Origin of the sequence: Pseudomonas sp. ATCC PTA-122608, assembly GCF_001952855.1 — a bacterium.
Classification (GTDB): domain Bacteria; phylum Pseudomonadota; class Gammaproteobacteria; order Pseudomonadales; family Pseudomonadaceae; genus Aquipseudomonas.
Window position 1 is genome coordinate 1 of the sequence record NZ_LPNO01000007.1, and the last position, 26998, is coordinate 26998.

Consider the following 26998-nt stretch of genomic DNA (forward strand, 5'->3'; position numbering starts at 1 on the left):
GCTCACTTTTGAACAGCGCAAAAGTAAGCAAAACGCTCTTGCCCCACCACTCGGCACCTCGCTTGGGCTCGGTGTGCCCTCACTCCGGCTTTGGACCGTGGGCCGCCGCGATGGGCCATCCTTGGCCCAGCGCGGCTAACCCGGCGTCCTGCCGGGTTACCCACGCTCCAAAGCCTGCGTTCGGCCAGCGTGGTTTAACGGGGCGCCTAAGATCAAGATCAAAAGCAGATCAAGGGCACAGCGGCCTACCGGCCGGCTTGAGTGTGGTGAAGCAACAGCAACAGCAAAACCAGAAGCGGGCACGGTCCAAATGTGGGAGCGGGCTTGCTCGCGAAGGTCGTTAACGATGACGCTTGCATCCTGATTCAACGCGGCGCCCTCAGGTTTTTCGCGAGCAGGCCCGCTCCCACAGAAAAGCAGCTCTGCTTTCGCTCTGGATCTTGCCTCTGCTTCTAACACTCAAGCCGGCCTGTAGGCCGCTGTGCTCTTGCTTTTGATCTGCTTTTGATCTTGATCTGCGGGCCCCGTCAACCACGATGGCCGCAAGTAGGCGCGGTGGAGCGGGTAAATCGGCAGGGAAGCCGATTTAGCCGCGCCGGAGTGCGGGCATGCCGAGCCTAGGCGAGGCACCGAGTGGTGGGGCAAAGACCTTTTGGTTACTTTTGGCTGGGCCGGCATTCCGGGCGTTTGCCAAAAGTGACCCGCTGTAAGAGCCAGCCCTTTCAAGGTCTTTGGAAAAAGCCTAAAAACATGATCATTTTTTGACCAAAAGAGATGCTGACTGAACCAAATTCAACTCGTTTTTTTCTTAATTTCAGCCTGGAATAGGCGTAGGACGCGATTTAGGCAAAGACCTTGAAAGGGCTGGCTGTAAGAGCGGAACCCTAAGCCGCCGTTACCTAAATAACGGATATACACCCAAACCCCCAGCCATCTATCACCTTCATAGGTGGAGTCAAACCGCCCTACCCCCTAGAATCCCCCCACGATTAAAGGAGACGACTTCATGCTGACGGTGATTTCCCCCGCCAAAACCCTCGATTTCGAGTCAAAGCCGGTCACCCCGCGCTTCACCCAACCGCAATACCTAGACCACTCCCAGGAGCTGATCGAACAACTGCGCGAACTGAGCCCGGCGCAAATCAGCGAATTGATGCACGTCTCCGACAAAATCGGCGGCCTCAACGCCGCACGCTTCGGCAGCTGGACCCCAGCCTTCACCCCCGCCAACGCCAAGCAAGCCCTGCTGGCCTTCAAGGGCGACGTCTACACCGGCCTCAACGCCGAAACCTTCAAGGACGCCGACTTCACCTACGCCCAGGATCACCTGCGCATGCTCTCCGGCCTCTACGGCCTGCTGCGCCCACTGGACCTGATGATGCCGTACCGCCTCGAGATGGGCACCAAACTGCCCAACGCCCGTGGCAAGGACCTGTACGCGTTCTGGGGCACCCGCATCAGCGAGTGGCTCAACGAAGCCCTGGCCGAACAAGGTGATGACGTGTTGCTCAACCTGGCCTCCAACGAGTACTTCTCGGCAGTCAAACGCCCGGCACTGAACGCGCGGATCATCAACACCGAGTTCAAGGACCTGAAAAACGGCCAGTACAAGATCATCAGCTTTTACGCCAAAAAGGCCCGGGGCATGATGAGCCGTTTTGTGATTGAAGAACGCATCAACGACCCGGCCAAACTCAAGGAGTTTGACGTGCAGGGGTATCGCTTCAATGCGGAGCAGTCGAAGCCGGATAACCTGGTGTTTCTGCGGGATCACGCACCGGAATAACTCAGCCTTTCTGAAACCGGAAACCCGTGGCGAGGGAGCTTGCTCCCGCTGGGCTGCGCAGCGGCCCCAAAAAAGCCAGGGCCGCTTCGCGCCCCAGCGGGAGCAAGCTCCCTCGCCACAACAATTTCCTCGAATAAACCCCTCTTCAGCTCGAATAATCGTCATTTATTTGGCGTCAAAAATAATTCTTCAGAATCCCTAACATTTATTTCACTCGACATTCGTCAATTTTTTTCGTAGTGGCACCACTTTTTTCAAGGAGTAGTGGCACAAAACTATTTAACCCTCGCAACTCCCCGCAACTACTGGCCCAAATAGCAAGTGCTATCACAATAGTACTAGTGCCATCTTTTCTAATATTTCAAGAAATTTCCGGAAACAGGATGAGTGGACAGGAACTATGTCCTAAAGCACCGCTCATACCACCGGTAACGATTATCTCTGCAGATGTAAGAGATGACTTACGTGGCGACCAACGGAAGTAGCAAAGTTGTCATACAGCTTTGACTCAATGGTCAAATCATCAACTGATTAGTTGAAGGCGGACGAAAAGTTTTCACTACTTTCTCCGACAAGGCCAAGGCTGAGCTCACCTGTATGGGTCAGTGAGACAACCCAAGTTGTTGATATATAAGGGCTAAAAACCACTATCAACGCCTTGCGGCACTGGCGCCAGGCCCTTCCCCAGGAAGGCTGGCTGCATTTCAGGGCAAGCCCCAACAATAAGGCCACGTTGCGCACAACTTGAGTGCATTAGTTAGTCACTCGACTTTTAGTATGCCTGCACTGGATATACCGACGTTTACTCGTCGCACTTTCCAGTGCCTGAGTGACGCTTCAAAACATGAACTCCGGCCATCTAGTGGCACGATTAACAATGAGGTAAATGCGATGCGCATCAGCATATTTGGTTTGGGTTACGTCGGCGCGGTATGTGCCGGTTGCCTGTCTGCACGGGGCCATGAGGTCATTGGCGTAGACATCTCCAAGGACAAGATCGACCTGATCAACGCGGGCAAATCGCCCATCGTTGAACCGGGTCTGGGCGAACTGTTGAGCCAGGGTATCCAGACCGGCCGACTGCGCGGCACTACCAATTTCGCCGACGCTATCCGTGATACCGACCTGTCGATGATTTGCGTCGGCACGCCGAGCAAGAAAAACGGCGACCTGGAACTCAACTACATCGAATCGGTGTGCCGCGAAATCGGGTTTGTCCTGCGTGACAAGACCACCCGCCACACCATCGTGGTCCGCAGCACTGTGCTGCCAGGCACCGTGGCGAACGTGGTGATCCCGATTCTCGAAGACTGCTCCGGCAAGAAAGCCGGCGTCGACTTCGGCGTTGCGGTAAACCCTGAGTTCCTGCGTGAAAGCACTGCCATTGCCGACTACGATCTGCCGCCAATGACCGTCATCGGCGAATTCGACACCGCTTCCGGCGATGTCCTGCAGTCGCTGTACGAAGAACTCGACGCGCCGATCATCCGCAAGGACATCGCTGTCGCCGAGATGATCAAGTACACCTGCAACGTCTGGCATGCGACCAAAGTGACCTTCGCCAACGAGATCGGCAACATCGCCAAGGCGGTAGGTGTCGACGGTCGCGAAGTGATGGAAGTGGTCTGCCAGGACAAGACTCTCAACCTGTCCCAGTACTACATGCGCCCAGGCTTTGCCTTCGGCGGCTCCTGCCTGCCCAAGGACGTGCGCGCCCTGACGTACCGCGCCGGCTCCCTCGACGTGGATGCGCCGCTGCTCAACTCGCTGATGCGCAGCAACGAGTCCCAAGTGCAAAACGCCTTCGACATCGTCTCCAGCCATGACAAACGCAAAGTCGCCCTGCTGGGCCTGAGCTTCAAGGCCGGCACCGATGACCTGCGCGAAAGCCCGCTGGTGGAACTGGCAGAGATGCTGATCGGCAAGGGTTTCGACCTGAGCATCTACGACAGTAACGTCGAATACGCTCGCGTCCACGGCGCCAACAAGGACTACATCGAAGGCAAGATCCCTCACGTGTCGTCCCTGCTCAACTCGGACTTCGACGAAGTGATCAACAACTCCGACGTGATCATCCTGGGCAACCGCGATGAGAAGTTCCGTGCCCTGGCGCATAACGCACCCCACGGCAAGCAAGTGGTCGACCTGGTGGGCTTCATGTCCAAGGCCACCAGCGTAAGCGGTCGTACCGAAGGCATTTGCTGGTAACAGCAACGGCAAGTTTCCAGCGGCAAGCGTCCTGATCCCCGGCGCTTGTCGCTCGAAGCCTCCTTCACCTGCGGAATGACGCCTATGTCCAAGTTAAAACACGTACTCCTCCAATCCGCCGGCTGGCTGTTTTTCCTGAGCCTGCTGATGGGTCTCGCCCTGCTGTTGCCGGCGAGTACGTTCGACTCCGAGTCGAAGAATTTTATTTTCCTGATTGGTGCCGTCGGTATCTGGCGCTACTCGATGGGTGCTACGCATTTCTTTCGCGGCATGCTGTTCCTGTACGTGGTCTACCCGCACCTGCGGCGCAAAGTGCGCAAGCTGGGCAAAGCGGCAGACCCGTCCCACGTATTCCTGATGGTCACCAGCTTCAGAATCGATGCGCTGACCACTGCCCAGGTCTACAGCTCGGTGATTCGCGAGGCCATCGAATGTGGCTTCCCTACCACCGTGGTCTGCTCCCTGGTGGAAATGTCAGATGAGCTGCTGGTCAAGAGCCTGTGGGCCAAGATGAACCCGCCGGACCACGTCAAGCTGGACTTCGTGCGTATCGCCGGTACCGGCAAGCGTGACGGCCTGGCCTTCGGTTTTCGCGCCATCTCCCGCCACCTGCCGGACGACCGCGCCGTGGTGGCCGTGATCGATGGCGACACCGTGCTCGCCGAGGGCGTCGTGCGCAAGACCGTGCCGTGGTTCCAGCTGTTCGGCAATGTCGGCGGCCTGACCACCAACGAGTTCTGCGAAGTCCGCGGCGGCTACATCATGAGCGAGTGGCACAAGCTGCGCTTCGCCCAGCGCCACATCAACATGTGCTCCATGGCCCTGTCCAAACGCGTGCTGACCATGACCGGTCGCATGTCAGTGTTCCGCGCCAACGTCGTCACCGACCCTGGCTTTATCGCCGACGTGGAAAGCGACTCGCTGCAACACTGGCGCCTGGGCCGCTTCAAGTTTTTGACCGGTGACGACAAGTCCAGCTGGTTCAGCCTGATGCGCCTGGGCTACGACACCTTCTACGTGCCGGATGCCGCGATTCACACCGTGGAACACCCGCCGGAAAAGAGCTTCATCAAGGCCAGCCGCAAACTGATGTTCCGCTGGTACGGCAACAACCTGCGCCAGAACTCACGTGCCTTGGGCCTGGGGATGCGTCGCCTCGGCCTGTTCACCAGCATCGTGCTGTTCGATCAACGCGTGTCGATGTGGACCTCCCTGCTGGGGCTGACCGTGGCGATCATCGCCACCTTCAAGTACGGCGGCGCGTTCATCCTCGCCTACCTGCTGTGGATCGGCATCACCCGCCTGATTCTGACCCTGCTGCTTTCGTGCTCCGGTCACCGGATCGGCCCGGCTTACCCGGTGATTCTCTATTACAACCAGATCATGGGCGCGCTGGTGAAGATCTACGTGTTCTTCCGCCTTGATCAACAGTCCTGGACACGCCAGGACACCAAACTGACCCGCGATTTGGCCAGCTTTCAACGTTGGTTCAACACCTGGTCGTCTCGGACCATGACCTTCTCCGCCGGCAGCATTTTCGTCGCCGTGTTGCTGATGATGGTTTGACCCTGCCAAGCCTGAATTAACTAGGAACTAAACACCATGAATAGCCAAGTAAACGCCAACGTTGTCCACGAATCCGAAGCCCAGCGCCAGCACGCCCGGGTAAAAATCCCGGCCAAGCTGCGCTTCTTCGGCGCCGACCAAACGCCAATGGAAGTGCGGGTCATCGACCTCTCCGCTGGCGGCCTGGCGTTCAACGCCCCGCAGCAGCCGCTGAAAGTCGGCGATGTGCACAAGGGTCGCCTGCAGTTCGTGATCGATAACTTGGGCCTGGCGATGGACGTCGAGCTGCAGATTCGCTCCTACGACCGCCAGACCGGCCGCACCGGTTGCCAGTTCCAGAACCTCGATGCACAAGACATCTCCACCCTGCGCCACCTGATCACCTCGCACTTGTCCGGCGACATCGTGACCATGGGCGACGTGCTGGCGACCCTGCAACGCGACAACTTCACCAAGGCGCGCAAGGTCAAGGACAGCGGCAGCAACATGAGCGTCGGCGGCCGCCTGCGGGCCGTGACCTTCAGCCTCGGGATCTTCGTGGTGGGCCTGGCGGCATTCGGCTTCGTGGTCAAATCGGTGTACGGCATGTACTTCGTCAGCCACGCCACTTCCGGCCTGGTGAGCGTCCCGGGCATGAACGTGACCATGCCTCGCGACGGCACCGTGCAGAGCCTGATCAAAGGTGACGCGGTCGCTGCCAAGGGCGCGCCATTGGCGACGTTCAGCACCAGCATGCTCGATGTGCTCAAGGGCCATCTGGACGAAGACCAACTGCAACCGGCCAAGGTTGAAGAGCTGTTCGGCAAACAAATGACCGGCACCCTCACCTCCCCGTGCGACTGCGTCGTGGCCCAGCAATTGGTCGCCGACGGTCAGTACGCCAGCAAGGGCGATGTGATCTTCCAACTGGTACCGCGCGGCAGCCAGGCCAACGTTGATGCACGCTTCTCCTATCGCCAGTTTGCCGACGTTCGCCCGGGTACCCGCGTGAACTTCCAGGTGGCGGATGAAGAGCAGGTGCGTACCGGCACCATCGTCAGCAGCACCAGCCTCAACAGCAGCGAAATGTCTTCCGACATTCGCGTGCAGATCAAACCCGATGCCCCGCTGGACAGCACCTACGCCGGCCGCCCGGTTGAAGTGACCAGCGACCGCGGCCCATCCCTGAATTGGCTGATCGACAAAGCCATGGCCAACGGTCTGTAAGCAGAGGACATGCCTGTGATGACTCTCTCAAAAACACCGCAATCCCTGTGGGAGCGGGCTTGCTCGCGAAAGCAGTGTGTCAGCCAACACATGCATCAACTGACAGGGCCCCTTCGCGAGCAAGCCCGCTCCCACATGGGAACTGCGGCGTTGCTGGCTGTTGCGGTCAGCCTCGCCGGTTGCGCCGGCCTGCCCGACCAACGCCTGGCCAATGAAGCCCTCAAGCGTGGTGACACGGTCACCGCGCAGCAGAACTACCAGCAACTGGCAGACCTGGGCTACAGCGAGGCCCAGGTGGGCCTGGCGGATATCCAGGTCGGCACCCGCGACCCCGAGCAAATCAAGCAGGCCGAAGCGACCTACCGCGCGGCCGCCGATACCTCGCCCCGTGCCCAGGCACGCCTGGGTCGCCTGCTGGTGGCCAAGCCGGGCGCCACTGAAGCCGAGCACCACGAAGCCGAAGGCCTGTTAAAAAAAGCCTTTGCCAATGGCGAAGGCAACACCCTGATCCCGCTGGCAATGCTGTACCTGCAATACCCGCATGATTTCCCGAACATCAACGCCCAGCAGCAAATCAGCAAATGGCGCGCCTCGGGCTACCCGGAAGCTGGCCTGGCCCAGGTGCTGCTGTATCGCACCCAGGACACCTACGACCAGCATCTGGATGAAGTGGAAAGCATCTGCAAGGCCGCGCTGAACACCACCGATATCTGCTACGTCGAGTTGGCCACGGTCTACCAGGAAAAAGCCGAGCCGGAAAAACAGGCCGAACTGCTCAAGCAGATGGAAGCCGGCTACAGCCGTGGCGCCGTCACCGCCCAGCGGGTCGACAGCGTCGCTCGCGTGCTGGGTGATGCAAGCCTGGGCAAGACTGACGAAAAAACCGCCCAAGCGCTGCTGGAAAAAATCGCCCCTGCTTACCCGGCCTCCTGGGTCAGCCTGGCGCAACTGCTCTACGACTTCCCGGAACTGGGTGACGTCGACCAGATGATGAAGTACCTGGACAACGGCCGCGCCGCCGACCAGCCCCGCGCCGAACTGTTGCTGGGCAAGCTCTACTACGAAGGCAAGTGGGTCCCGGCTGACGCCAAGGCCGCCGAAGAACACTTCCAGAAAGCCGTCGGCCGCGAAGTGGCTGCCGATTACTACCTCGGCCAGATTTACCGCCGTGGCTACCTGGGCAAGGTCTACTCGCAAAAGGCCCTGGACCATCTGCTGACCGCTGCGCGCAACGGCCAGAACAGCGCCGACTTCGCGATTGCCCAACTGTTTTCCCAAGGCAAGGGCACCAAGCCCGACCCGCTTAACGCCTATGTCTTCAGCCAGTTGGCCAAGGCCCAGGACACGCCGGAAGCCAACGACCTGGCGACCCAGCTCGAAGCTCCGCTGACCCCGGAACAACGCGCCGAAGGCCAACGCCTGGTGCAACAGGAACTGGCCGTGCGCGGCACCCTGGCCCAAAGCACGCTGCAATTGCACGCCCTGCAAGAAGAAGACGGCGAGGAATCCCTATGAAGCTCAATCCATTCGTCAAGGCCGGCATCGGCCTGACCTTCGCCCTGCTGTGGTCGTGCCCGACCCTGGCCGCGCTGACCGAAGCCAAGAACTTCGGCCTGGAAGTCAAAGTCACCGGCCAGTCCGAAGATGACCGCGACCTGGGCACCCAGAAAGGCGGCGACGTCAACGGCATCGGCCTTGACCTGCGCCCCTGGATCTACGGTGAGAGCGGCAACTGGAGCGCCTACGCCATGGGCCAGGCCGTGACCTCCAGCGACATCATCGAGACCGACACCCTGCAACAGTCCTCGGATGACGCCACCCAACAGACCAGCAATGACGACCGCAAGAGCAAGAAGAATTACCTGGCGATGCGCGAGTTCTGGGTCGCCTACGGCGGCTTCACGCCCTACCCCGGCGAGATCCTCAAGCTCGGTCGCCAACGCCTGCGCAACGACGACGGCCAATGGCGCGACACCAATATCGAAGCGCTGAACTGGACCTTCGACACCACCTTGCTCAAGGCCAATGTCGGCGTCGCCGAGCGTTTCAGCGAATACCGCACCGACCTCAAGGAACTGTCGCCCAAGGACAAGGACCGTCAGCACCTTTACGCCGACGCCGCCTATCAGTGGACGCCAGGCCAGTGGATCGGCCTGCGCGCTCACCACACCCATGACGACGGCAAGCTCGACTTCCCGGAACCGGGCGTGGCCACCGATTCGCTGGACAAGCGCGAGAACGGCGACCTGACCTGGCTCGGCATCGAAGCCAACAGTGACGCCTACAACTGGCGCAACACCAACACCGTCAACTACTGGGCGAGCGTCACCGGCATGCAGGGCGACCGCGACACGGTCAACGCCTTGAACGCCGACGGCACCCGCCCCACCAATGCCAAGCGCAGCGATGACGTGAATGGCTGGGCCACCGATTTGGGTGTGCGCCTGCGCCTCGACCCGCAGTGGCAAGTGGGCGCCGCCTACTCCCGCGCCAGCGCCGAATACGAGCAGAACGGCCTGCAAAGCAACCGTTCGAACTGGACCGGTACCCAGTCCCGCGTCCACCGTTTCGGCGAAGCGTTTCGCGGCGAGATGAACAACATGCAGTCCATGAGCCTGTTCGGTTCGTGGCAGCTGCGCGAGGACTATGACGCCAGCCTGGTGTACCACAAGTTCTGGCGCGTCGACGGCAACAAGCCGGTGGGCAGCAACGGCATCGACGCCGTGCAGAACAACACCGATGACGTGACCGGCGCGATCCTGTCCAGCACGTCCCTGCCGCTTGAAGATGGCAAGAAAGACCTGGGCCAGGAGATGGACCTGGTGGTCACCAAGTACTTCAAGAAAGGCCTGCTGCCGGCCGGGCTCAGCCAGTCGATCGACGAACCGTCGGCTCTGGTGCGCTTCCGTGCAGGCGTGTTCAAACCGGGCGACGCCTACGGCAGCCAAGTCGACTCGTACATGCATCGCGCCTTTGTCGACGTGATCTGGAAGTTCTGATGGGAGCCTGCGCAATGAACCCTCAAGCCCTCAAAGGCTCGGTCAGCCTGCTGGTCGCAGCGATGCTGCTGGCCAGCACTTCGGCCTTCGCCGATGTCGCGCAGCAGGTCAAGGCGCCGACCATCGCCAAAGAGCTGCAACAGGCCAAGACCTACACCATCTCCAGCCCGCCGACCGCGCCGCTGGAGATGGCCAAGCCTGCGCTGCCGGACGTGTCCGGCTACACCGCGGCCAATATCGCCAAGAAAATTGTGCGCACCAAACCTGGCAAAGTCAGCATTCGCCGGATGATGCAGGAAGACGCCCTGAAGGACTTCATCGGCGGCGACAACAAGATGGCCGAATGGGTAGTGCGCCAGCACGGTATTCCCCAGGCGATCTTTGTCGACGACGGCTACATGAACCTCAAGGACCTGCTGAAGAAAGTGCCCAAGCAGTACTTGAGCGAAACCTCGCCGGGTGTGTTCCTGGCCAAGTTGCCGATCGTGGTGGGCCGTAAAGGCATCCTCGAAATCGACAAGCAGACTCAAGAGCTGCGCCTGTCCCAGGAAGCCGGTTCGTTCCTGATCAACGACGGCCAACTGTTCGTACGTGACACCAAAATCACCGGCTGGCGCGAGAAGACCAACGGCCCGGCGACTTTCCAGTCGCCCAAGGAATTTCGTCCATTCCTGCTGGCCTGGGGCGGCACCGAGACCTACATCGCCAACAGCAAGATGGCCAGCTTCGGCTACGCCAACAGTAAGTCGTATGGCGTGAGTATTTCCCAGTACACGCCGAACATGGCCAAGGTGCTCAAGCGTCCTGAACCGACGGGCTGGATCGTCGACTCCGAGTTCTCGGACATGTGGTACGGCTTCTACTGCTACGAAACCACCGGCTTTGTGCTCAAGGGCAATACCTACAAGGACAACATCGTCTACGGCATTGACCCCCACGACCGTTCACACGGCCTGATCATCACCGACAACACCGTCTACGGCACGAAGAAGAAGCACGGCATCATCATTTCCCGGGAAGTGAACGACAGCTTCATCTTCAACAACCGCAGCTTCGACAACAAGCTCTCGGGCCTGGTGATCGACCGTAACAGCGTCAACAACCTGATCGCCGACAACGAGATCTACCGCAACCACACCGACGGCATCACCCTCTATGAGAGCGGCGATAACCTGCTGTGGGGCAACAAGGTGATCAGCAACCGTCGCCACGGCATCCGCGTGCGTAACAGCGTGAACATTCGCCTGTACGAGAACATTGCCATGGCCAACGGGCTGACCGGCGTGTACGGCCACATCAAGGATTTGACCGACACCGACCGCGACATCGCCCTCGACCCGTTCGACACCAAGGTCTCGCTGATCGTGGTCGGCGGTGAACTGGCCGCCAACGGCAGCGGGCCGCTGTCCATCGACTCGCCGTTGAGCGTCGAGCTGTACCGCGTATCAATGCTTGCGCCGACCAAATCCAGTGGCATCAGCTTCTCGGGCGTTCTTGGCGATCGCCAGGAAGAGATCCTCGACTTGCTGGTACGCCAGAAGAAAGCCGTGCTGATCGACCCTGTCGAACGCCAGACCGAAATGCAGGACTGAGGATGACCTTTATGCACCCACACATGATCAAACTGCTCAGCCTTTCGGGTTTGACCCTCGGCCTGCTCGCGGCCAGCCAGGGCGTGCGCGCCGACGAAATCAAGGCGCCAACCTTCACCGCCGAACCGTGCTGCAGCCTGTGCCCGGCCGCCCACGACGCGAAGAACTACACCACGCGCTACCAGCAGAACTTCACCACCCTGGTGCAAGCCCAGGGCGATTGGCTGTTCCGGACCCAGGAAGACCTGCGCACCGAATTCGACACCAGCCCCGCCGGCTACAAACGCATGCAGCAGCTGCACGATGCGTTCAAGAGCAAGGGCGTGGAACTGGTGGTGGTCTACCAGCCGACCCGTGGCTTGGTGAACCGCAACAAGCTCAACCCTGAAGAGAAAGCCAGGTTCGATTTCGACAAGGCCCTGGGCAATTACAAGACCATGCTCGGGCGCTTCGCCAAGATGGGCTACGTCGTACCGGACCTGTCGCCGCTGACCAACGAGCAACTGCCGGATGAATTGCCGGCCCACGATTTCTACTTCCGCGGCGACCAACACTGGACGCCATACGGCGCCCAGCGCACCGCCAAAATCGTCGGCGCGAAAGTGCGGGCGATGCCTGAATTTGCCGGTATCCCGCAGCGCGAATTCGAGACCAAACGGTCCGGGCGCATGGGCAAGACCGGCACCCTGCACAACATGGCCGGGCAACTGTGCGGCACCAGCTACGCGATCCAGTACATGGACCAGTTCACCACCGAGCCCAAGGGCGAAGCGGCAGACGGCGACCTGTTCGGTGATTCCGGCAACCCGCAGATCACCCTCGTGGGTACCAGCCACAGTGGCAAGAACTACAATTTCGCCGGCTTCCTGGAACAGGAAATCGGTGCCGACATCCTTAACGTCGCCTTCCCCGGTGGTGGCCTGGAAGGCTCGATGATCCAGTACCTGGGCAGCGAAGAATTCCAGAAGACCCCGCCGAAGATCCTGATCTGGGAATTCTCGCCGCTGTATCGCCTGGACCAGGAGACCATCTACCGCCAGATGATGTCGCTGCTGGACAACGGCTGTGAAGGCAAGACCGCCCAGATGAGCGCCAGCACCACGCTGAAACCCGGCAAGAACGAATTGCTGGTGAACAGTTCGAACAAAGACCTGCGCAACAGCAGTCACCAGGTCGACATCCGCTTCGCCGACCCATCGGTGAAAACCCTGCAAGCCACCCTCTGGTACATGAACGGGCGCCACGAGGACATCAAGATCGAGAAACCCGAAACATCCGATACAGACGGGCGTTTCGCCTTTGAACTGCGCACCGATGAAGACTGGGCCACGCAAAACCTGCTGGCCGTGGAAGTGCAGGGCCCTGAAGCGGGCCAGGCCGCGCAGAAAGTCGAAGCGAAAATTTGCACACGCAACGTATTCCCCGCCGGTGGTCAACAGACTGCTTCAACGGGGCAATGAGGTTACTTATGCAGAAGTTATTGATTCCAACATTACTGGGCATGGCGATCTTCGCCGGATCAGTCAATGCCGCCGCGCCACTGCGTCCACCCCAGGGTTATTTCGCCCCGGTGGAAGCATTCAAGACCGGCGACTTCAAGAATGACTGCGACACCATGCCGGCGCCGTACACCGGTTCGCTGCAGTTTCGCAGCAAGTACGAAGGTTCGGACAAGGCTCGCTCCACGTTGAACGTGCAGTCCGAAAAAGCCTTTCGCGACAGCACCGCCGACATCACCAAGCTGGAAAAAGACACCAGCAAACGCGTGATGCAATTCATGCGCGACGGTCGCCCGGAGCAGCTGGAATGTACGCTGAACTGGCTGACGAGTTGGGCCAAGGCGGATGCGTTGATGTCCAAGGATTTCAACCACACCGGCAAGTCCATGCGCAAATGGGCGTTGGGCAGCATGGCCTCGGCCTATGTACGCCTGAAGTTCTCCGACTCCCACCCGCTGGCCAACCACCAGCAGGAGTCGCAGTTGATCGAGGCCTGGTTCAGCAAAATGGCCGACCAGGTGGTGAGCGACTGGGACAACCTGCCGCTGGATAAAACCAACAACCACTCCTACTGGGCCGCCTGGTCGGTGATGGCGACCTCCATCGCCACCAACCGTCGCGACCTGTTTGATTGGGCCGTGAAGGAATACAAGGTCGGCGCCAATCAGGTCGATGCGCAGGGCTTCCTGCCGAACGAATTGAAGCGTCAGCAACGGGCTTTGTCGTACCACAACTATGCCCTGCCGCCGCTGGCGATGATCGCCAGTTTTGCCCTGGTCAACGGTGTTGACCTGCGCCAGGAAAACAACGGCGCCTTGAAACGCCTGGGCGACAACGTGCTGGCCGGGGTGAAAGACCCGGAGATCTTCGAGAAGAAGAACGGCAAGGAACAAGACATGAAGGACCTCAAGGAAGACATGAAATTTGCCTGGCTTGAGCCCTTCTGCACCCTCTACACCTGCGCGCCGGATGTGATCGAGCGCAAGCACGGGATGCAGCCGTTCAAGACGTTCCGTCTCGGGGGTGACCTGACCAAGGTCTTCGACCCGGCGCACGAGAAAGGCAACAAAGGCTCCTGACGAAACGCAATTCAAATGTGGGAGCGGGCTTGCTCGCGAAGGCGGTGTAACAGTCGCCGTCTGTGTTGAATGACACACCGCATTCGCGAGCAAGCCCGCTCCCACATTTTGAGCCGGTTTCGTCAGTGGGAATGTAATACCGCCCCTCTCCGTTTTCGGTGGGGGGTTTGGGGGGGGCCGTTGGCCCTTGACTGTTGGTTAAACATGGAGAGATCGGGATGGTTTTCTCGTCCAATGTGTTCCTGTTTTTGTTCTTGCCGATCTTCCTCGGCTTGTACTATTTGAGCGGGCAACGCTATCGCAATCTGCTGCTGCTGGTTGCCAGCTATGTGTTCTACGCCTGGTGGCGAGTGGACTTCCTGGCGCTGTTCGCCGCCGTGACGCTGTGGAACTACTGGATCGGCCTCAAGGTCGGTGCGGCAGGCGTGCGCACCAAGCCGGCCCAGCGCTGGCTGCTGTTGGGCGTGGCGGTCGACCTGTGCATCCTCGGCTACTTCAAGTACGCCAACTTCGGCGTAGACAGCATCAACCTGATGATGAAGTCGGCGGGGCTTGAGCCTTTCATCCTGACCCACGTGCTGTTGCCGATCGGTATCTCGTTCTACATCTTTGAGTCCATCAGCTACATCATCGACGTGTACCGCGGCGACACCCCGGCCACCCGCAATCTGATCGACTTTGCGGCGTTCGTGGCGATCTTCCCGCACCTGATTGCCGGCCCCGTGTTGCGCTTTCGCGACCTGGCCGACCAGTTCAACAACCGCACCCACACCCTCGATAAATTCTCCGAGGGCTGCACGCGGTTCATGCAGGGTTTCATCAAGAAGGTGTTCATCGCCGACACCCTGGCGGTGGTCGCCGACCATTGCTTCGCCCTGCAAAACCCCACCACCGGCGACGCGTGGCTCGGCGCGCTGGCGTACACCGCGCAGCTGTACTTCGACTTCTCCGGCTACAGCGACATGGCCATCGGTTTGGGCTTGATGATGGGTTTCCGCTTCATGGAAAACTTCAAGCAACCGTACATCAGCCAGTCGATCACCGAGTTCTGGCGGCGCTGGCACATCAGCCTGTCCACCTGGCTGCGTGACTACCTCTACATCACCCTGGGCGGCAACCGTAAAGGCACGCTGACCACCTACCGCAACCTGTTCCTGACCATGCTGCTCGGTGGCCTGTGGCACGGTGCAAACATCACCTACATCGTGTGGGGCGCCTGGCACGGCATGTGGCTGGCGATTGAAAAAGCCATCGGCCTCAACACCGCACCGCGCAGTTTCAACGTCGTGCGCTGGGCCTTCACCTTCCTGCTGGTGGTAATGGGCTGGGTGATCTTCCGCTCGGAAAACCTGCACGTCGCCGGCCGTATGTACGGCGCGATGTTCAGCTTCGGCGAGTGGTCACTCTCGGAACTCAATCGCGCCAGCCTCACCGGCCTGCAAGTGGCAACCCTGGTGGTGGCATACGCAACCCTGGCGTTTTTCGGCCTGCGAGACTTCTACAACAACCGCCCACCGGAAAAAACCAAGCCTGCGGTCAACACCCAGGCCGATGGCCCGGCGACTGCACAACCTGGCTTGATCAAGGCCGTACCGGGCGACACCCCGGGCAGCATCCATGAGCCCGGCTACACCGTTGGCACCGAGGCCACCGTGCAACCGGCCTACTGGACCGCCACCTGGCCACGCTACGCCATGCGCGCCGCAGTACTGCTGCTGTTCGTGGCGTCGATTCTCAAACTTTCGGCGCAGAGCTTCTCGCCGTTCCTTTACTTCCAGTTCTGAGGGAGCCGACCATGACCCGTTCATTACGCGTCCTCTATATCGCCTTGTTCATGGCCGTGCTGCTGGCGTTGGGCGCCTGGTCGATGCGCAGTTTCTTCGGTTTCAGCACCAACGCCGACGCTACCGTGCTCAACGGTCGCTGGACCAAGGCCGTCGAGACCCATTACGACGACCAGTTCCCGATCAAGCGCCTGGGCACCAACCTCTGGGCAGCCCTGGACTACAAGCTGTTCAATGAAGGCCGCCCTGGCGTGGTGATTGGCCGCGATCACTGGCTCTACAGCGACGAGGAATTCAACCCCATCGTCAACGAAGACCAGAACCTGCAAGGCAACTACGCCCTGGTGGAAGGCGTGCGCCAGAAGCTCAAGGCCCAAGGCATCCAACTGGTGATGGCGATCGTGCCGGCCAAGGTGCGCCTGTACCCGGAACACCTGGGTGAAGTGCAGCCGGCGAGTATCCACGCAGGTCTGTACCAGGACTTCCATGCCCGCATGGCCGCCGACAAGATCGTCGCTCCCGACCTGATGGGCCCGCTGCAACAGGCCAAGCTGCACGGCCAGCAAGTGTTCCTGCGCACCGACACCCACTGGACACCGGACGGCGCTGAAGTGGCGGCCAAAGAACTGGCCAAGACAATTGCCAACAAAACGCCCCTGAGCGGCGAACCTCAACGCTTCGTCACCGAAGCCGAGAAGACCGAGCCACACAAGGGCGACCTGCGTCTGTTCCTGCCCCTGGACCCGCTGTTCGAAAACCTGATGCCACCCAAGGAGCCGCTGCAAAAACGCGTGACTCACCTGGCTGAAACCAAAGGCGACGACGCCCTGTTCACCGACAGCGAAACCCCGGTGGCCCTGGTGGGCACCAGCTACAGCGCCAACCCGAACTGGAACTTTGTCGGCGCACTGAAGCAAGCCCTGGGCAGCGACGTCATCAACTACTCCGAAGACGGCCACGGCCCGATCCTGCCGATGCTCAGCTACCTGAAAAGCGACGACTTCAAGAACAGCCCGCCACAGGTGCTGATCTGGGAGTTTCCTGAACGTTATCTGCCTGTGAACAACGAAATCGGCGATGCCGACCCGCAGTGGGTTGCGCAGCTCAAACAAGCCGGTGCGCGCCAACAGAACATGGCTATCAACACCCCCGCCGTTAAAAACATGAACTCCGAGACGCCCAACCGGGCGCAAAACTGAAAGAGAGGTAACTCACATGACTTTCACTACTACTCCGCGCCGTCTCGCAAAAACCTTTGCCTTCGTTGCAGGCATGAGCGTTATTTCGATGTCCGCATTTGCCGGTGGCGACGCCGCCCTCTACGGCCCCGTCGCGCCAAAAGGCTCGAGCTTTGTGCGGGTGTACAACGCCAGCAACCAGGAAGTCAGCGCCACCGTCGGCAGCACCAACCTCAACGAGGTTGCACCGCTGGCCAGCAGTGACTTCAGCTTCATGCCGGGCGGTGACTACAGCGCCAAGGTCGGCAGCCAGACCCTGCCGGTCAAGCTCGCCTCCGATCACTACTACACCTTGGTCAGCAGCGGCAGCGGCCAGCCACAACTGATCGAAGAACCGCCGTTCAAGAACAAGCAGAAATCCCTGGTGCGCGTGCAGAACCTCAGTGACAAGTCGCTGACCCTGAAAACCGCCGACGGCAAGACCGACGTGGTCCAGGCCGTGGCCGCCAAGGGCCGTGGCGAGCGCGAAATCAACCCGGTGAAGGTCAGCCTGGCCTTGTACGAAGGCGACAAGAAAGTCGGCGACGTGAAGCCGGTAGCCCTGGAGCGTGGTGAGGCCGCAGTGCTGTACGTCACCGGCAGCGGCGCCAACCTGTCGCCAGTGTGGGTCAAGCGCCCCGTGTCGACCCGCTAACTATTTACCGGACGGACCGCACCCCCTGTAGGAGCGAGCTTGCTCGCGAAGAACGCTAACGATGACGCAGCGCCCCCGGTTTATCCCGGCGCTCTCTGGTTTTTCGCGAGCAAGCTCGCTCCTACAGGATTAAGCGGCCAGCCCGGACCGAGACAAAAACAAGAGTGAAACGACAGAACGCAGTAGCTCTAACCCATATTGATTCAAGGAGAAACACATGATCCCAGTAATCCTTTCCGGTGGTAGCGGCTCACGTCTTTGGCCGCTTTCGCGTAAACAGTTTCCCAAGCAGTTCCTGGCCCTGACCGGCGAGCACACTTTGTTCCAGCAAACCCTGGAGCGCCTGGTGTTCGACGGCATGGATGCACCCATCGTGGTCTGCAACAAAGACCACCGCTTTATCGTCAACGAGCAACTGGCCGCCCGCAAACTGGAAACCCAGCGAATCCTGATGGAACCGTTCGGCCGCAACACCGCGCCGGCCGTGGCCCTGACGGCAATGATGCTGGTCAACGAAGGCCGTGACGAGCTGATGCTGGTGCTGCCGGCCGACCACGTGCTGGACGACCAGAAAGCCCTGCAACGTGCCCTGGCCCTGGCCACTGTGGCCGCTGAGCGTGGTGAAATGGTGCTGTTCGGCGTGCCGGCCACCCGTCCGGAAACCGGCTACGGCTACATCAAGTCGACCAACGATTCGCTGCTGCCCGAAGGCGTCAGCCGCGTGCAACAGTTCGTTGAAAAACCCGATGAAAAACGCGCCACCGAGTTCGTCAAAAGCGGTGGTTACTTCTGGAACAGCGGCATGTTCCTGTTCCGCGCCAGCCGCTTCCTGGAAGAGCTGAAAAAGCACGATCCGGACATCTACGACACCTGCCTGCTGACCCTGGAACGCAGCAACCACAGCGCCGACACCATCGACATCGACGAAGCCACTTTCGCCTGCTGCCCGGATAACTCCATCGACTACGCCGTGATGGAAAAAACCCAGCTGGCCTGCGTGGTGCCATTGACCGCTGGCTGGAGCGACGTGGGTTGCTGGGCATCGCTGTGGGACGTGAATGAAAAAGACGCCAACGGCAACGTCAGCAAAGGCGACGTGGTGATCCAGGACAGCAAGAACTGCATGATCCACGGCAACGGCAAGCTGGTGTCGGTTATCGGTCTGGAAAACATCGTGGTGGTAGAAACCAAGGACGCGATGATGATTGCCCACAAGGACAAGGTCCAGGGCGTCAAGCAGATGGTCAACACTCTCAACGAACAGGGCCGCAGCGAAACCCAGAACCACTGCGAGGTCTACCGTCCGTGGGGCTCGTATGACTCGGTGGACATGGGCGGCCGCTTCCAGGTCAAGCACATCTCGGTCAAGCCGGGCGCGTGCCTGTCGTTGCAGATGCACCACCACCGCGCCGAACACTGGATCGTGGTCAGCGGCACTGCCGAAGTCACCTGTGACGAGAACGTGTTCCTGCTCACCGAAAACCAGTCCACCTACATTCCGATCGCCTCGGTGCACCGCTTGCGCAACCCGGGCAAGATTCCATTGGAGATTATTGAGGTGCAGTCCGGCAGCTACCTGGGTGAAGACGATATCGAGCGTTTTGAAGATATCTACGGTCGGTCTACGCCGATCGAGCGTGGCGTGTCGGTGAAAACCATCGCGCAGTAAAAGAGCGGCACAAGAAGCCCCCGTCCTACCGACTGCGTCCCCTATCCGCAGCCGGTGGGTCGGGGGCTTTTTCAGATCAATGCCCCAGCGCTTTCAAACGCGCTCAACCGAAATAGTCGGGAAACTGATTCGGCCCCAAATACAGGAAGTTCGACTCAGTCAGCTTGATTTCTTTGTTCATCTTCAGCTCAACGAACGGGCTGCCCGCCGTGATGGAACCCAGATCCTGCGGAACCTGATCCGTGCTGAATATCACCATGTAGTCGCCCCTGCCCACATAGCGTTCGTTCCCCAGGAACAACAGGTTTTCGACGTTTTCACCATTAAATTGCTGGCCGGGGGGGTTAACGTACACGCCGCCCTTCGAACCCGCGCGCGTTTCACCGCGTGCCAGATCGTTAATACCTTGCCCTTGAGCAATCGCTTCGGCGCCTTCCTTGCTGGTGTAGTGGATATAAACGGGTTGCGCGTTGTGCGTGCCCGAATCCACTGCCGACTGCCAATCTGGATGATTGACCAATTGCTTATTCGTTGCAGAGAGTGGAGCAGAGCTGCCTGGCTGGCCCAGCAGCTTTTGCGCCTGAGGCTTGCCAGTCTTCTTTGGACCTAATCCTGATTTGACGCCACCCGGCAACCGGTTCAATCGCCATTCGCCGTCGCCCGCCGGCTGCAGGAATGCCACGGTCTTTTTGGTCTGCGGGTCAATGACCCGTACATATCCACCCTCGACCTTGTACACGGAGCTGATTTCGTACGGTTTGCTGACGCCGCTGCCATCGGTGTAACGCACATAAAACTGCTCGCCGACTTGATAAGTGCCATCGCCCCGCATCGTACGGCCGCTGAGCAGGCTGTCAGGCACGGAATGGGCGCTGATGTCTGGCAATGCGCGGACTGAGACGCCCCCTGCCGGTACCTGGTGTGCCGCCGGTGTGGTCGTCAGCGGCACGACGACTCTACTTGCCGGCGCCGGGTTAAGGACCGGGCGCATAATTGGGCTGGCCTTGCTACCCGCGGCCATGCCGCTGCCGTCGCCATACCGGGCATAGATCATGGCAAGGCGGTTGGGTTTGTTGAGTACGTTGACGATGGATTGTCCCGGTGCCCGGATGACACGCAGCCCCGCCTTGGTCAGGCGGGTCGCGGTCGAAACGCCCTTTCCGACAATGGGCAGCAGGTCCATGAACATCGTGGCGACCTCGATGCCAAACAGGGTCTTGTTGTATCTCGATTCTTTAGCTACTTCATCTGAGCTGACAGATCCGACGTCCGCCTTATCGATCAGTATTTCCGTCAGTTGTTTGTACAGAGTGTCCTGTAAATTGCCCTGGATAGGCGTGAGGTAGGCGTTGCTACCCAACTCATTCACCCGTCCCAGCCGCCCCACATTTTCAACAATGCTCCTCTGGACGATTGCACTCAAACCGTCCGGATTGAGCGGCGATGTTTTGCTACTTGCGTAGGTTCGCCATCCCGGTTCTTTGAAAAGCGCACTGAGCGCCGCCTGATTGGCGACTTCCCGAAAGGAGATCCCGTCGGGCGCATCCGGGCTATACAGCACAAGCGGCCCGTCCTGGCCGTTGCCAATGGCGACCACACCCTGAAGCTCCTGACCGTAGTGGCTGACGGTGTTTGCGACAACGGTCTTTCCATCCACTTGGGGCCGCGTGGCAGCGTCCGGAAAATCGAGCACGGCCCGGACCCATTCAGGTCCCGAGGAGCCTTGTGGATAAGCCTGCGGATTCAACTGCCCCAGAAACGCCTGCTTCTGCATGACATCCGACAGGTTGGCTTTCCATGCCGAGCGGAGTTTCCCCGGTGCTCCCGTCTGGGCGTCAGGCGCCATTCGTTCCTTGAGCAGGGTGATGTAGTTACCGCCCACATCCAGCTCATTCACCAGAGTCTTGAGTTCCTCGGTTCCCAACACCACAGGCTTTCCATCTGCCCCGAGCACCGGCTTGCCTGAAACATCGGTCAGCGTTGCGGCGAATTTCACCTCAACATGCTGGTGGCTTTCTGCGGCGGGCCATGCAGTAGGGTTTTTCAGGGCAAGCTCAATCAATGAGCTGTGCTGCCTGCTGACATTGCGCGCAACGTAAGCGCCTTGCCGACCGGTATGAGTTCTGGATTGTGTGGTGGTGGTGACCACGATCTTGTCCGGGTCGATATTTACCGTGGGGTATTTTTTCCTGAGCGCTGTCGCCAATTTGTCATGGGCAAAGCCCTGCAGTGAAGGAATCGCTTCCAGCAACGGCACCAGTGACTGGAGGGATTGCTGCTCGCTCGCCTCCAGAGACTTGTATTCGCCCTCGTTCATGCGCGACAGGTTTTTCAGCCACTGCGGCTGTTGTTTGTCTTCAAGCCTTTCTCCCCGGGCAAGTATTGCGTTGCTGCCGTCCAGTTGAGTAGACCAATTGGCGGCGTTGTTCATGGCCAAGGCGATTTGTGGGCCGTTCATGTCGCTGGTGTCTGAGTGAGTCAGTGCATTCAGTTCGGCTTTTTGTCGCTCCAGAAGCTGAGGAATCGCTTCAGCAATCACGTCCCCTGAGGTGGGAGCGAAACTGAGCATCAGGTCTTCGCCGCGTAAAGGCTTGCGCAGGTTTTCCGCCGACAAGGGCAAGCTCTGTGACAGCAGCTCTGCGCGAACGCCGCCTTTGTCAATTCGTTGCATCAGCGTCGACTGCAATTGGGCAGGGGTCGCGAACTCCTCAAAGCCCTCACCGGGGGTGTAGAGCACCACAGGTCCGTTGTCTTGGTTGGCAAGCATGTTTTTGTTGCCGTTGGGCCAGTGAGGCTGGGTTTGCAGGGAGCCATCGGAGGCGGTAATCATGAAGGCCCCGGCCAGGCGCGCGCCGTTCAGCGTCGTGTCATCAACCGTGAGCGGATATACACCGGGCCGCGCACCGTTGGGGAAAGCGCTTCCCCGGGACGCCAGGGTCGGATAACGGAACGTTTTGTCGATCAGCGCTTTGCTCGCCGGGCTCAGGGTACCGTCCTCCACGCGCAGGGCCGCTTGAGTGGAGAGCATTTGGCGGTGCAGGTTGATCAGTTGGTCTTGAGGCGGGCTGGGGTCTGTTTCGGTGGGGCGGGGAGACGTCCAGAATCGAGTGACGGCGTTGGCAAACAGCTCACCAATTTGCCCTACGGCGCCAGGCGTCTTGGCAACGTACTCCTGATACTCCTGCACAAATTGCTCATAGGTGGGCTGCTGGCTGATCAACCGGTTGATTTGAATGTTGAGTGAATTGTGCTGGCTGAAATAACCCTGTTGAGCAGAGGCGGGTCTACCAAAAGCATACTCGGCGACAGTGGCCGGACGAATGCTCCGAACGACCGGCATAGCAGGTGCACCAGGGAAGGCCTGGCCAGAAAATGACGCCGCGCTACTGAGCTGAGGCGTCTGGTTTTCAGCGGCTCGCTGGCCGTTTAAAGCTGAAGGAGGGGCAAGATCAGGCTGATACTCGGTATGACGTTTAACAATCATTGAATGGACCCTGTGCAAAAGGGAGTTAGTCCATTGTTACCCTTGTAAAAGAGATATCACTCCAGTGATGAATCAATCCGTGGTGTAAGAGCGCCAGCGGGTTCCGGTGGGTAAAGTGCAATGCATTACCGCAAGTGATTAGGCTTGGCCCCCGGGCTCAGCTACGATGAATGCTCATGGCAAGCGAGGGTTTTATCGTGTTCATCGGCGTTCTACTGATCATCACCTGGTTGATCCTCCTGCTGCGCTATCCGGCCAAGGCGTTGCCGGTTTCCCTTGCGGCCGCCATCGGCCTGGGTTTGGTCGCGGTAGGCGTAGTGTGGCTGGACAAGCGTGAGGCCCAACAATTGGCACGCCTGGAATTACGCACCGTCTACGCGCCTCAAGAATGCCCGGCAGACCGGCCACTCAAACTCACTCTGAACAACGGCAACGATGTGCCACTGACCGAACTGCGCTGGCGCGTCGCAGCTTATGCACCAGGCGACACCGTCAACCTGGCCGACAACGTCTACGCTGCCCCACGCTATCGCGGCCCGGCGAACTGCAAGCCGGCGCCACCTGGGAAGACTGCCTGCCGGTACCGCCACTGCGCCCCGGCTATCGCCCGCAAACCCTGGAATTTCGCGCCGAGCATTTGCAAGGCAGCTTCTCCGACTAACAACAAAGGACTGATCCATGCCCAACGTACTCATCACCGGGTGTTCCAGTGGTATTGGCCGTGCCCTGGCGGATGCCTTCAAGCAAGCCGGTTTTGACGTGTGGGCCAGCGCCCGGCGCACTGATGATGTGACGGCACTTCGCGCCGCCGGCTTCAACGCCGTGCAACTGGACGTCAACGACAGCGCCGCGCTCGCTCAATTGGCCGGCCAGATCGGCGAGCTGGATGTGCTGATCAACAACGCCGGCTACGGCGCCATGGGCCCGCTGCTCGACGGCGGCACTCAGGCGATGCAGCAGCAATTCGAGACGAACGTGTTTTCAGTGGTCGGGGTGACCCAGGCGCTGTTCCCGGCCCTGCGTCGTCGTAAAGGGTTAGTGGTGAATATCGGCAGCGTGTCCGGCGTGCTGGTCACACCGTTTGCCGGTGCGTATTGCGCCTCGAAAGCGGCAGTGCACGCCTTGAGTGATGCGTTGCGCATGGAACTCGCGCCCTTCGGCGTACGGGTGATGGAGGTACAGCCGGGCGCCATCGATACAAGTTTTGCGAAAAACGCCGGCACCCAGGCCGAGCTGTTGATCAATGAAAAATCGCCTTGGTGGCCGCTGCGCGAAAGCATCCGCGCCCGGGCCAAGGCCTCACAGGATCGGCCTACGCCCGCCCGCGATTTTGCCGCAGATGTATTGAAGGCCGTGCAACAGACAACACCGCCGCGCCTGTTACGCTCGGGAAATGGCTGCCGGGCATTGCCGTTGATGGCGGCGTTGCTGCCCAAGGGTTTGCTGGAGATCGTGTTGAAAAAACGCTTTGGCCTAAGCGGCCAGCTGTAAGAGCCCCCCGCCACACCCGTGGCGAGGGAGCTTGCTCCCGCTGGGCTGCGCAGCAGCCCCAAAACCATCCGCCCGAGTATTCCTGAAAGAATGCGCTGACCTTTTCAGGGGTGCTTCGCACCCCAGCGGGAGCAAGCTCCCTCGCCACACGGTTTCTCGACTGATCAGCCTTTCATGAAATCAATGAAGGCCCGCACTTTCAGCGGCAAATGCCGAGTATCCGGGTACAACGCATACACCCCCTGTGGCGCAAATCGATGACCCGGCAGCAGACGAACCAAACGCCCGGCCTCCAGGTCTTCCTGCACCAGCCACTGGGGCAGGATCGCCACACCATGCCCGCGCACGGCGAAGGCCTGGAGAATGGCGGCGCTGTCCGCAACCAATGAAGCCTTGCCAGGCCCCGGGCGATACAGGCGCTCGAGACCAGCCGGATCAACCACCGCCAACTCCGTCAGCCGCCCATGGCCCAGCTTGGGCAATTGCTCCAATTCATCCAGCGTGGCGACCCCGGCAAACTCCGGCGCGGCCACGGCAAAAATCTCGTAGCTCGACAGCTGCACCGCCCGGTGATTGGAGTCGAGCATCCGTCCCAATCGAATGGCCACATCAAACCGCTCGGAGATCAGGTCAGCGTGGCTGGAGGATGTGGATAACTGGACGTTCAATTCCGGGTGCAGGCCGCGAAAAGTTTCCAGTGCCGGCACCACCACGGCCAATCCGTATTCGACGGTGGTGGTGATACGCAATGTGCCTTTGAGCTGGCTGTGTTCCGAACGGGCTTCCTCGACCGCCAGGCGCGCCTCTTCCAGCATCCGCGTGCAGCGCAGGTAAAAGCGTTCACCGGCATCGGTCAGTGCCAGTTGCCGAGTACTGCGGGTCAGCAGGGTGACACCCAGTTCGGCCTCCAGGCGCTTGAGGTTGAAGCTCACCACCGCCCGCGTTTGCCCGAGGAAGTCAGCGGCTGCGGTCAATGAGCCAGCCTCGACAACGGCCTTGAAGGTGTCGAATCGATCCAGGCTGACCATTGGCCACGCCCTCCTTTGTCAAAATATTTTTGACAAACTAACAGTCAAACCGCTGTTTCCCAAGAGCCCGCACCCGCCTACCCTGCCGCCATCCACTGCAGGAACAGCGCAATGACCTACCGCTCGAAAGTCACCTGGATCTTTCTACTGGGCTTCGCCCTCGACCTGGTGAACATGTTTGTCGCCACCATCGCCTACCCGGATATCGCCCGGGAGTTGCACGCCTCGATCACGCAACTGGCGTGGATCGGCAACGCCTATATGCTCGGCCTGACCGTGGTGATTCCCCTGAGCGTGTGGCTGGCGGCCCTGTTGGGCGAACGACGCTTAATTGCCGTAAGCCTGCTGCTGTTCGGTGTGGCCTCCGTGCTGGTGGGCCAGGCCGCGTCGATTGAAGCGCTGATCGGCTGGCGCCTGCTGCAAGGCCTGGGCGGTGGCTTGTTGATTCCTGTGGGACAAGCCTTGGCGTATCGGCATTTTGCGCCGGCAGAACGCAGCCAACTGACGGCCAAAGTCATGCTGGTGGCGCTGCTGATACCGGCGCTGTCGCCGGCGTTGGGTGGCTTGGTGGTGGACAGTGTGTCGTGGCGCTGGATCTTTTTCGCCAACCTGCCGCTGGCGCTGATCACCATGATGTTGGCGTTGAGCTGGTTGGAGGCGGACACGCCCGCTGCCACCCGCCCAACTCTGGATCTCGGCGCGGTGCTCGCGCAGATTCGCCGGCCAATGCTACGGGTCGCGATGTTGGTCTACCTGTTCATTCCGGGCGTGTTTATCGGCACCAGCCTGGTGGCGATTCTTTATCTGCACGGCCTCAGGTTTAGCGCCAGCCACATCGGCGCGCTGATGCTGCCTTGGGCGCTGGCCTCGGGGCTGGCGATTGCCTTGAGCAAAAAACTGTTCAATCGCTGCGGGCCTCGGCCGTTGCTGTTGGCGGGCATGCTGCTGCAATCCATCGGCATCCTGTTGCTGATCGAGCCACACCCGATAGTCGTGGTGCTCGCCTACATCCTGATGGGCCTGGGCGGCAGCCTGTGCAGCAGCACCGCGCAAACCCTGGCCTTTCTCGACATTCCCGCCGAGCGCATGGGGCATGCCAGCGCCTTGTGGAATATCAATCGGCAATTGAGTTTTTGCCTCGGTGCCGCCGTGCTCAGCGGGGTGCTGGCTGCGCTGGACTCCTTCACCGCGACCTTCGCGATTGCCGCAGCGTTGACCCTCATCCCCTTATTTGCAGTACTGTGCCTGGATGCATCCAAAGTACGGACACTGCTTCACCCTGCCAGCGAGCCCACACAATGATTGATTACCGTGATTTTTTTGATGAAGTGATCCAGACCCATGTCGAGATCGAACAATGGTTCGCAGGCGTTGCGCCCGAGGGAACACTGAACACCTTGTTGGCGCGTTTCTCCCCCGACTTCAGCATGATTGCGCCGTCCACCGGGACTCGGATGAACGCGGCCGGGGTCAATTACCTGTTCACCCGCCTGGGTGGCCAGCGTCCGGGGCTGAAGATAACCTTGAGCGAACTGACTGGCATTGACCGTCATGCACGTGGCGCGACCGTGACGTATCGCGAGCATCAGATCGATGACAGCGGCACCCAGACCGACCGCCGCGCCACCGTGGTATTCGAAAAACTGGCCAGCGGCGCCCTGCTGTGGCGGCACTTGCACGAGACCTACTGCCAGGCCTGACTTCCCAACCAACAGAAATCAACTGTGGGGCTGCC

General features: G+C 60.0%; 18 protein-coding genes and 1 pseudogene. 17 read left to right on the plus strand and 2 right to left on the minus strand.

The features are described from left to right. The first annotated feature begins 1006 nt into the window (after window positions 1-1006). The 13 genes from yaaA (at window position 1007) to AU074_RS08555 (ending at window position 19260) form a co-directional block, all read left to right on the plus strand. Window positions 1007-1786, plus strand: coding sequence for a peroxide stress protein YaaA (gene yaaA / locus AU074_RS08485; protein ID WP_076014351.1), 780 nt, complete (start codon window positions 1007-1009; stop codon window positions 1784-1786). Window positions 1787-2677: 891 nt separating this feature from the next. Next, entirely contained in the window at window positions 2678-3994 is a 1317-nt protein-coding gene (locus AU074_RS08495; protein WP_076014352.1) for a nucleotide sugar dehydrogenase, read from the plus strand. Window positions 3995-4078: 84 nt separating this feature from the next. Next, a complete protein-coding gene (alg8, locus tag AU074_RS08500; protein WP_167662863.1) occupies window positions 4079-5560 on the plus strand; it encodes a mannuronan synthase in 1482 nt (493 codons plus the stop codon). Window positions 5561-5596: 36 nt separating this feature from the next. Beyond that, the gene (locus AU074_RS08510; protein ID WP_076014354.1) at window positions 5597-6766 is read left to right on the plus strand and encodes an alginate biosynthesis protein Alg44; all 1170 of its coding nucleotides are present in this window, start codon (window positions 5597-5599) and stop codon (window positions 6764-6766) included. A 90-nt stretch (window positions 6767-6856) separates the two neighbouring features. Next, the gene (gene algK, locus AU074_RS08515; RefSeq protein ID WP_371916614.1) at window positions 6857-8281 is read left to right on the plus strand and encodes an alginate biosynthesis TPR repeat lipoprotein AlgK; all 1425 of its coding nucleotides are present in this window, start codon (window positions 6857-6859) and stop codon (window positions 8279-8281) included. Next, entirely contained in the window at window positions 8278-9765 is a 1488-nt protein-coding gene (locus AU074_RS08520; protein ID WP_076014356.1) for an alginate export family protein, read from the plus strand. The genes algK and AU074_RS08520 overlap by 4 nt, the downstream gene beginning before the upstream one ends. After that, on the plus strand, window positions 9765-11357 hold the full coding sequence (gene algG, locus AU074_RS08525; protein ID WP_076014357.1) for a mannuronan 5-epimerase AlgG: 1593 nt from the start codon (window positions 9765-9767) through the stop codon (window positions 11355-11357). Before AU074_RS08520 ends, algG begins: the two co-directional genes overlap by 1 nt. An 11-nt stretch (window positions 11358-11368) precedes the next feature. After that, window positions 11369-12817: an alginate O-acetyltransferase gene (locus AU074_RS08530; protein WP_076014451.1), complete on the plus strand. Its 1449-nt coding sequence runs from the start codon at window positions 11369-11371 to the stop codon at window positions 12815-12817. Window positions 12818-12825: 8 nt separating this feature from the next. After that, window positions 12826-13935, plus strand: coding sequence for a mannuronate-specific alginate lyase (locus AU074_RS08535; protein WP_143503550.1), 1110 nt, complete (start codon window positions 12826-12828; stop codon window positions 13933-13935). Between the two features lie 218 nt (window positions 13936-14153). Continuing rightward, complete coding sequence (locus AU074_RS08540) at window positions 14154-15719, plus strand: MBOAT family protein (RefSeq protein WP_076014359.1); 1566 nt, start codon at window positions 14154-14156, stop codon at window positions 15717-15719. Between the two features lie 11 nt (window positions 15720-15730). Beyond that, the gene (locus AU074_RS08545) at window positions 15731-16918 is read left to right on the plus strand and encodes an alginate O-acetyltransferase (RefSeq protein WP_076014360.1); all 1188 of its coding nucleotides are present in this window, start codon (window positions 15731-15733) and stop codon (window positions 16916-16918) included. A gap of 16 nt (window positions 16919-16934) precedes the next feature. After that, a complete protein-coding gene (locus AU074_RS08550) occupies window positions 16935-17591 on the plus strand; it encodes an alginate O-acetyltransferase AlgF (protein ID WP_076014361.1) in 657 nt (218 codons plus the stop codon). Between the two features lie 217 nt (window positions 17592-17808). Then, window positions 17809-19260: a mannose-1-phosphate guanylyltransferase/mannose-6-phosphate isomerase gene (locus tag AU074_RS08555; protein WP_076014362.1), complete on the plus strand. Its 1452-nt coding sequence runs from the start codon at window positions 17809-17811 to the stop codon at window positions 19258-19260. Window positions 19261-19363: 103 nt separating this feature from the next. On the opposite strand, the gene AU074_RS08560 is transcribed toward AU074_RS08555, so the two are convergent. Then, window positions 19364-22744, minus strand: coding sequence for a dermonecrotic toxin domain-containing protein (locus tag AU074_RS08560; protein WP_143503551.1), 3381 nt, complete (start codon window positions 22742-22744; stop codon window positions 19364-19366). A 197-nt stretch (window positions 22745-22941) separates the two neighbouring features. Between AU074_RS08560 and AU074_RS08565 the strand changes: the two are divergent. After that, window positions 22942-23405 (plus strand): annotated as a pseudogene (locus AU074_RS08565) (multidrug transporter). A gap of 17 nt (window positions 23406-23422) precedes the next feature. Continuing rightward, complete coding sequence (locus AU074_RS08570) at window positions 23423-24235, plus strand: SDR family oxidoreductase (RefSeq protein WP_076014364.1); 813 nt, start codon at window positions 23423-23425, stop codon at window positions 24233-24235. Window positions 24236-24399: 164 nt separating this feature from the next. On the opposite strand, the gene AU074_RS08575 is transcribed toward AU074_RS08570, so the two are convergent. Beyond that, window positions 24400-25263: a LysR family transcriptional regulator gene (locus tag AU074_RS08575; RefSeq protein WP_076014365.1), complete on the minus strand. Its 864-nt coding sequence runs from the start codon at window positions 25261-25263 to the stop codon at window positions 24400-24402. Between the two features lie 111 nt (window positions 25264-25374). Here AU074_RS08575 and AU074_RS08580 point away from each other — a divergent pair, with 111 nt between their 5' ends. Further along, the gene (locus AU074_RS08580) at window positions 25375-26565 is read left to right on the plus strand and encodes an MFS transporter (RefSeq protein WP_076014366.1); all 1191 of its coding nucleotides are present in this window, start codon (window positions 25375-25377) and stop codon (window positions 26563-26565) included. Next, window positions 26562-26963, plus strand: coding sequence for a DUF4440 domain-containing protein (locus AU074_RS08585; RefSeq protein WP_076014367.1), 402 nt, complete (start codon window positions 26562-26564; stop codon window positions 26961-26963). Before AU074_RS08580 ends, AU074_RS08585 begins: the two co-directional genes overlap by 4 nt. Window positions 26964-26998 lie beyond the last annotated feature (35 nt).

Bases quoted from the DNA above. Each gene is read 5' to 3' on its own strand.
- AU074_RS08545 (WP_076014360.1), top strand. From the start codon at position 15,731: ATGACCCGTTCATTACGCGTCCTCTATATCGCCTTGTTCATGGCCGTG.
- AU074_RS08535 (WP_143503550.1), top strand. From the start codon at position 12,826: ATGCAGAAGTTATTGATTCCAACATTACTGGGCATGGCGATCTTCGCC.
- AU074_RS08575 (WP_076014365.1), bottom strand. From the start codon at position 25,263: ATGGTCAGCCTGGATCGATTCGACACCTTCAAGGCCGTTGTCGAGGCT.
- AU074_RS08495 (WP_076014352.1), top strand. From the start codon at position 2,678: ATGCGCATCAGCATATTTGGTTTGGGTTACGTCGGCGCGGTATGTGCC.
- AU074_RS08585 (WP_076014367.1), top strand. From the start codon at position 26,562: ATGATTGATTACCGTGATTTTTTTGATGAAGTGATCCAGACCCATGTC.
- AU074_RS08580 (WP_076014366.1), top strand. From the start codon at position 25,375: ATGACCTACCGCTCGAAAGTCACCTGGATCTTTCTACTGGGCTTCGCC.
- algG (WP_076014357.1), top strand. From the start codon at position 9,765: ATGGGAGCCTGCGCAATGAACCCTCAAGCCCTCAAAGGCTCGGTCAGC.
- alg8 (WP_167662863.1), top strand. From the start codon at position 4,079: ATGTCCAAGTTAAAACACGTACTCCTCCAATCCGCCGGCTGGCTGTTT.
- AU074_RS08570 (WP_076014364.1), top strand. From the start codon at position 23,423: ATGCCCAACGTACTCATCACCGGGTGTTCCAGTGGTATTGGCCGTGCC.
- AU074_RS08560 (WP_143503551.1), bottom strand. From the start codon at position 22,744: ATGATTGTTAAACGTCATACCGAGTATCAGCCTGATCTTGCCCCTCCT.
- yaaA (WP_076014351.1), top strand. From the start codon at position 1,007: ATGCTGACGGTGATTTCCCCCGCCAAAACCCTCGATTTCGAGTCAAAG.
- AU074_RS08530 (WP_076014451.1), top strand. From the start codon at position 11,369: ATGCACCCACACATGATCAAACTGCTCAGCCTTTCGGGTTTGACCCTC.
- algK (WP_371916614.1), top strand. From the start codon at position 6,857: ATGCATCAACTGACAGGGCCCCTTCGCGAGCAAGCCCGCTCCCACATG.
- AU074_RS08540 (WP_076014359.1), top strand. From the start codon at position 14,154: ATGGTTTTCTCGTCCAATGTGTTCCTGTTTTTGTTCTTGCCGATCTTC.
- AU074_RS08520 (WP_076014356.1), top strand. From the start codon at position 8,278: ATGAAGCTCAATCCATTCGTCAAGGCCGGCATCGGCCTGACCTTCGCC.
- AU074_RS08555 (WP_076014362.1), top strand. From the start codon at position 17,809: ATGATCCCAGTAATCCTTTCCGGTGGTAGCGGCTCACGTCTTTGGCCG.
- AU074_RS08510 (WP_076014354.1), top strand. From the start codon at position 5,597: ATGAATAGCCAAGTAAACGCCAACGTTGTCCACGAATCCGAAGCCCAG.
- AU074_RS08550 (WP_076014361.1), top strand. From the start codon at position 16,935: ATGACTTTCACTACTACTCCGCGCCGTCTCGCAAAAACCTTTGCCTTC.